The 5513-nt window shown below is 42.9% G+C and carries 5 protein-coding genes; 4 read left to right on the forward strand and 1 reads right to left on the reverse strand.

The genetic code is table 11. The features are described from left to right. Positions 1–1046 (forward strand): M57 family metalloprotease (locus LKE01_RS11310; RefSeq protein ID WP_054769869.1); only part of this gene is annotated, 1046 nt, incomplete at its 5' end. Between the two features lie 202 nt (positions 1047–1248). Here the strand turns inward: LKE01_RS11310 and LKE01_RS11315 are convergent. Further along, positions 1249–2205, reverse strand: coding sequence for a nucleoside hydrolase (locus LKE01_RS11315; protein ID WP_056981795.1), 957 nt, complete (start codon positions 2203–2205; stop codon positions 1249–1251). 148 nt (positions 2206–2353) lie between these two features. Here LKE01_RS11315 and LKE01_RS11320 point away from each other — a divergent pair, with 148 nt between their 5' ends. From LKE01_RS11320 to LKE01_RS11330, 3 genes are read left to right on the forward strand one after another with little or no spacing between them, the layout of a single operon-like run. Further along, complete coding sequence (locus LKE01_RS11320) at positions 2354–3436, forward strand: PrsW family intramembrane metalloprotease (protein ID WP_056981797.1); 1083 nt, start codon at positions 2354–2356, stop codon at positions 3434–3436. Positions 3437–3446: 10 nt separating this feature from the next. Further along, positions 3447–4442 (forward strand): NAD(P)/FAD-dependent oxidoreductase, encoded by a 996-nt coding sequence (locus LKE01_RS11325; RefSeq protein WP_054769870.1) that lies wholly within the window; start codon positions 3447–3449, stop codon positions 4440–4442. Positions 4443–4487: 45 nt separating this feature from the next. Continuing rightward, positions 4488–5444 (forward strand): D-2-hydroxyacid dehydrogenase, encoded by a 957-nt coding sequence (locus LKE01_RS11330; RefSeq protein ID WP_056981798.1) that lies wholly within the window; start codon positions 4488–4490, stop codon positions 5442–5444. The last annotated feature ends 69 nt before the right edge of the window (positions 5445–5513 follow it).

The following is a 5513-nucleotide window of genomic DNA, read 5'->3' on the forward strand; positions in this document are numbered from 1 at the left end:
AGAATTATAAAAAGACGACTTTCTATTCAAAAAAGCGGGTTACCGTTAAGACTTCCAAGAACAAGAAAGCCTATTACATGTATGTTGCCAATAAGAGCAATAAGATTAAAGGCTATGTTTATTCGAAGTATCTGAAGCCATATCAACCAGGTAAAACAACCGTTGTCAAAACGCCATCCACATCTGGATCCGGCAGTAGCACCAACACGCCAACCAAGCCGACGGAGCCAACGGTCATTTCAAAGAGTGATCTTGAATCGTTGATTGCTGCTTCACCGGATTTGGATCCAACAGGTCAGTTGTTGAGTTTAACGTCTGAGGATTACCAAACCTATGCTTCAGTATTCGACAAGAATTTTAACGTTGGCGATTATGCCCACAAGGGTGTCTTCAACAATGACCAAGCTTCAATCTATGTTGAATCCCAGCAATTGGTTCCATACGTTCAAAAAGCAATTGATAAGTGGAACAGTGCGCTAGGCACCACAGCATTTACGTTAGGTACCCGAGAAAATCATAGTATGGTCCTTGGCTTCGGCGATGGTCAAATTGCCGGTTGGGATGGTGTCTTTTATGGTAGCGGGATCGCCGTTGATTACACGTCATTCCACGATCACACATATCCATACGGTCGCCTTCCAGTCTCAAATGAGCCGATTACGATCACTTTGACAAGTGATGACGATTCAACCGGTGTCGGTGATGGTGTCGCTGCCCACGCGGCAAGTGGTTATCATTATGATGCCGACGTTCATTATGTCACCACCACAATTACCGGAGTTCCGGCTGACTTGCTGGAGACCTATTGGGTTGGCGTGATCACCCATGAACTTGGGCACTCCCTTGGACTGGATCACACACCATACTTCCAAGACATTATGGCTGCCCAGTCAGGCACTGAAAATGGCCAGAGTCAGGAAAATATGAAGTATGATTGGACGGATTATAAGGATGCCAACGGTACGCAAGGCGGCACAATGACTGCCAAGCTTACCCAACGTGATATTGACCGGGCCAAGCTCACAAAGCTGCTTGGTTACTGGTAAATCCAGAAGAGAGTGGGATGACCACTCGCTGCACGTTTTTATATAATATGAAATCATAAAAAATAGAGGCAGGAACAAAACGGTTAGTTTTGGTCCCGCCTTCTTTTTAGATTCAATTCCGGTTTCCAAACAGAATAATTCCCACAAAAAAACCGCCAACCATACTTAAATGGTTGGCAGCTCAAAATTGACTATTGAATGATTAGTTCTTGCTGAACAATCCTGTCAGATGTTCCATGAATGCTTTAAGGTAAGCATCAACATCGGCATTAACAGCAACTTTAACGTTGGTATTTGGATCGTCCAAGCGAGCTGGATCACCGGTTGTTCGGCCGTAATACTTTTCATCGGTTGTCACGTACATATTCAAGCCGATTGTTTGAACGAATCCAGGATTGATGGCAACCCCGACGGCAAATGGATCGTGAAGGGCACAGCCATGAAGATCAGGACTGGTGACTTCGTATGCTTTGATGTAGTAATCAACGATGTCGGCAAATGCTTCACCGGACTTGGTGTGCAGGTCACGCCATTGTTGGGTTTCTTTATAGGTTAACAAGGTTCTCAAGGTAACGTCCAAGCCGACTTGAGTAAGTGGGGCTTTTCTGAAGACGTGGTCAGCAGCGGTTGCATCTTGTTGGATGTTGGCTTCGGCAACGTTGGTAACGTTACCTGGAACGGTTACGGCACCACCCATGATGGTAATGTTGCCGATTTCTTTGGTAATTTCAGGTGCTTTCTTGATGGCGGCATCCAAGTTGGTTAATGGGCCGGTTGGAACCAAGATTAAGTTCTTGCCGTATTTCTTAACAGCATCGATGAAGAAGTCGATTGCGTCACCTTTTTCAGGTTGACGTTTTGGATCTGGCAATTGAACATCACCAATTCCGTTTTCACCATGAATTTGTGCACTAACCGGCATTCTGTCGAAATGATCTGATTCTGATGAATGTGACAATCCTTGATATACAGGAACGTCTGTTGCACCCAAGAGTTCAAGAATCTTCAACGAATTTTGAACACCATCTTCAACGTATACATTACCGTATGAACCGATAATACCAATTAAATCAACATCGGGGTCGGCAACCGCATAGGCAATCGCCATTGCATCGTCGATACCGGTGTCCAGGTCAAGAATCATTTTTTTCTGAGCCATTAAGAACTACCTCCGTTTGTGTATTATCAAGGATGAAAACCCTTTACCCAATGATACCCGAATTTTTCAAGAAACTCAATTCTGCTTCCAACTTGAAACCGATTAATATGTAAGTTACGCTTAATGGTATCAACCATAGGAGTGAATTATGAAAAATCGTATTAAAAATATAGGGACGAAATTGTTCTCGCTGGTGTGGACCGGTGTCCGTCGAAATTATGATAATTTGGATGACAACATTGCCAAACACTTAGGAGAGACAGATCCGGACAGCCCCGTTGAAATCCATTTGTCACGGATATTTTCACAGGTTTTTAAACGGCATACCAGTGAGGAAGCCGACCGCTTGTTTATTGTGGGAACCAGGAAAACAACGCCCAGCTTGCGGAAGGTTTCCAGCCGGCCGGTAACCCCGTGGTTCTTCACCAGGGTGTTCCTGTTGCTGGCGATCAGTTTCGTGATGCTGATGTCGTTATTGTTCATCTTTAAAAGCAACAAAGTTATCCCAGGAATTATCTTTATTGGGTCTTTGGCCGTGCCATTTTCATTACTAATGATGTTTTTTGAAATCAATGTCTACCAAAATATTTCGGTCAGGCAGGCCATGATTATATTCTTGGTCGGCGGTATTCTGTCACTGATTGTAACGATGACTTTCTATATGATTCTGCCAATTCGAACCGAGATCAGTATCGAATCGGCGTTCATCGTTGGGCTGGTTGAAGAACTTGCCAAATGCGTGGTCATTATCCTATTTATCAATGCCTACAAAGCGAATTACATATTCAACGGGGTTTTGATCGGAGCCGCGATTGGTGCCGGATTCTCCGTCTTTGAAAGTTCCGGTTATGTCAGTGAATATGGACTGGTCACAATCTTTACCCGGAGTTTCCAGGCCATCGGAACCCATACGATTTGGGCGGCCATTATTGGAGGTGCAGTCATTTTGGGCAAGCAGCGGAAAAAGCATTTTACCATGAAAGATTTCTTTACCAAACCAAAATTTTTCGTCTTTTTCCTGATTGCGATTTGTCTGCATACATTTTGGGATTGGGATATTCCCAACACCGGAATTGGCGTATCATTAGTGCAGGAATTTATTGATATTGTGATTGGCTGGTTTCTGATTTTCATTATGATTGACGCAGGGCTTAGGGAAGTTAAAACCCTGCAAGGCCAGCAAATCCTTATTCATCGAAGCAAACAAAAAAAGTTGGTTAATAAACGTTAGGAGGATAATAATGGCAGAAGCTGATTCATTTTATGACATGACAATTATCGGAGGCGGCCCGGCAGGGATGTTTGCCGGCTTTTACGCCGGTCTTCGAAACGCCAAAACTCAAATTATTGAAAGTTTATCTGAAATGGGTGGTCAAGTCACTGCACTATACCCTGAAAAGACAATATTAGACGTTGGCGGCTATCCTAACATCAAAGCCAGAACATTAGTCACCGAACTTGAAAAACAGCTCAGCGAGTCCGATACGGCCGTTAAATTAAATCAGACGGTTACTGATGTTGAGCAGATCGATGGTGGCTACCAAATCACTACCAATAAGGAAGTTACCCAAACCAAAGCAATCATCATTGCGACTGGTGTCGGAGCCTTTAATCCTCGGAAATTGGCCGTGGACAACAGTGAAGACTTTGAGGGCAAAAGCTTATTTTACAGTGTCAAGCATCTGGATCAATTCCGTGATCAAACGGTACTGGTTGCCGGTGGTGGAGATTCCGCCATTGACGAGGCTCTGTTGCTGCATGGGGTTGCCAAGAAAGTTTACCTGCTGCACAGAAGAGATAAGTTCCGTGCGTTGGAGCACAACGTGGAACGACTGATTCAATCGTCAATTGAACCGGTTACGCCTTATTTGATCAAAGGCTTAGCTCAGTTGGATAACGGCCAGGTTGAAGTTGAGGCAAAGAAGATGAAGACCGAAGAAATCAAGAAGATTGCGGTAGACAAGATTGTTGTCAACTACGGCTTCATCGCCCAGGATGATGCTTTGAACAAATGGCAGGCCCATCCGGACGTTAATCGGGGAACGATTCAAGTTCAACCAAGTGGTAAGACGAACTTGCAGAATGTCTTTGCCATCGGGGATGTTTCCAAATATGACGGCAAGCAGCCGCTAATTGCGACAGCTTTTGGGGAAGCCCCAATTGCCGTTAATGCGATTATGAAGAGCTTGTATCCGGATCGCAGAGGTCCGATTCATAGTACGTCACTTAAAGGATAATGTGATGTGCTAGGTATTTGTTGGTTTTGGATGGAGACGATTTTTATGAAAATAGTCTTATTAGATGGTTACGAACTTAACCGGGATTTAAATTGGAAATTATTGCGGGAACTGGGAGATTGTTCCTTTTATAATCGAACATCAGAAGATAATAATGAGATTCTGGAACGAATTAGTGATGCTGAAATTGTGATTACACACAAAACGCCACTCAACGAATATGTCATCGGCAAAGCACATAACCTGAAGTACATTGGAATTATGGGAACAGGTTACGATGTCGTCGATATTAACAGTGCTCATAAAAATAATATTATTGTCACCAACGTTCCGACATATGCAAGTGATGCCGTCGCACAATTTACAATTTCATTATTACTCGAAGTAGTTGGGCAAGTCGGTCTTCACAATCAACTGGTTCACAATGGTAATTGGCTGAAATCCCCGGATTTCACTTTTTGGAATAAACCATTGTTTGAACTAAGTGGCAAAACATTAGGCTTGATTGGATTTGGACATATTGCTCAAAAGGTGGCCAAATTAGGGCATGCATTTAATATGAATGTCATTTTTTACAATCACCATTCAAAAGTTGTCCCTGAAAAGTGGATAAAACAAGTTTCTTTAGATGAATTGTTACAACAATCTGATGTGATTAGCTTACACGTTCCCCAGACACCAACAACAATCGATCTCATTAACAAAACAACTATTTCGAAGATGAAACCTACTGTTATTTTGTTAAACACTGCGAGAGGCTCACTAATTAACGAATCGGATGTTGCAGAAGCGTTAAATCGTGGGCGAATTTATGCCTTTGCAACCGATGTTGTTCAACACGAACCGATTAGACCAGAGAATCCCTTATTGAAAGCAAAAAACTGTTATATTACTCCGCATATTGCCTGGGCGCCATTTGAAACGCGTGAGCGATTGTTGGGTATTACAGTTAATAATTTAAAATCTTATTTAGCAGGCAATTTGGTAAATGTCGTTGATTAGAACGGTAGAAAGCATGCCAACTATTATTTCAAGTCTGAAATAATAGTTGGCATGCTTTCGTTTACTCTA

Source organism: Lentilactobacillus kefiri (genome assembly GCF_007989105.1).
GTDB lineage: Bacteria > Bacillota > Bacilli > Lactobacillales > Lactobacillaceae > Lentilactobacillus > Lentilactobacillus kefiri.